Source organism: Dietzia sp. HMSC21D01, assembly GCF_001815995.1.
Classification (GTDB): Bacteria; Actinomycetota; Actinomycetes; order Mycobacteriales; family Mycobacteriaceae; genus Dietzia; species Dietzia cinnamea.
Window position 1 is genome coordinate 1 of record NZ_KV823740.1, and the last position, 1,105, is coordinate 1,105.

At 75.6% G+C, this 1,105-nt stretch carries 1 protein-coding gene; it reads right to left on the minus strand.

The features are described 5' to 3' along the window. Positions 1-1,105, minus strand: a 1,105-nt coding sequence (locus tag HMPREF3086_RS02995) for an arabinofuranosyltransferase (RefSeq protein WP_168169041.1), incomplete at both ends; no start/stop codon positions are given.

The following is a 1,105-nucleotide window of genomic DNA, read 5'->3' on the forward strand; positions in this document are numbered from 1 at the left end:
CGGGCCGGGGCTCACCGGCCTGACGGCCGGCCGCGCGGACGGCGAGCCCGGCGACGTCGACGACGGCGAACACCCCGGCCACCACCAGGAGGAGGATGAGCACCGGCTCGAGCCGGAATCCCAGCATGGTGGTGCCCAGGACGGTGACGGCCATCGAGGCCAGGCTCCACAGGTAGACGGCCACGACGCCCAGGCCGAGCGCCTGCGCGCGGCGCGAGGTCCACGCCCGCGCGATGATCCACACCAGGCCGGCCAGGCACACCCAGCCGGTCAGGCCGCCCGCGGTCATCGGCAGCGGCAGCCGCGCCCCGGCCTCGGGCAGGTAGTGCATGGCGGTGCCGGAGTCTGCGGGCTCGCCGCGGAGCGCGGCCAGCAGGTAGGGCGCCCACACGAGCAGGGCGATCAGGATCGACCCGGACCCGATCACGGCGAGCCGGGCCGCGGGCAGCCAGAGCGGGATCACGCGTCGACCGCGCCGCGCGGCGAGCACCGCGGAGACGGTCGCGACGAGCGCCATGAGGACGACCGTGCCCGCCGCCAGGCCGGTGTACAGCGTGTAGGTGCACGCCGACGCCCCGAGGAACAGGGTCGTGGCCACGGTGGCGCCGCGGCCGGCGTGGCGGGCCGTCGGGCTGACCGCGTGCCACGCGAGGATGAGGACCGGCGGCAGGAACAGGGCCACCACGGCGCCGTACGGCTCGGGGCTGCCGTAGGCGAGCACGATCGAGGTCGAGACCAGGCCCACCGCGGCGCCGAGGTCGGTGCGCAGGATCCGCGTCCACAGCACGGTGACCAGCGCGGCCGCGACCGCCAGCGACAGGATCGCCCACGGCTTGAACGCCGCCCAGCCCTCGAGGCCGACCAGGTTCGCGAACCGCCCGCCCAGCCAGAACCACCCCGACGGGTAGAACGACGGCAGGTCGATGTACGCCATGTCGGGCAGCCCCAGCGAGGTGGCCGAGCGGCCGAGGAACTGGGTGCGGAACTCCTGGTCCACGCTCACGCCGTGCAGGTACAGCCGCGACGCCGCGAGCGGGATGCCCAGCGTGGCCGCCACGAGCAGGGCCGACCCGGTGGGGGCGGCGAGCTTGCCCAGCCGCACCAG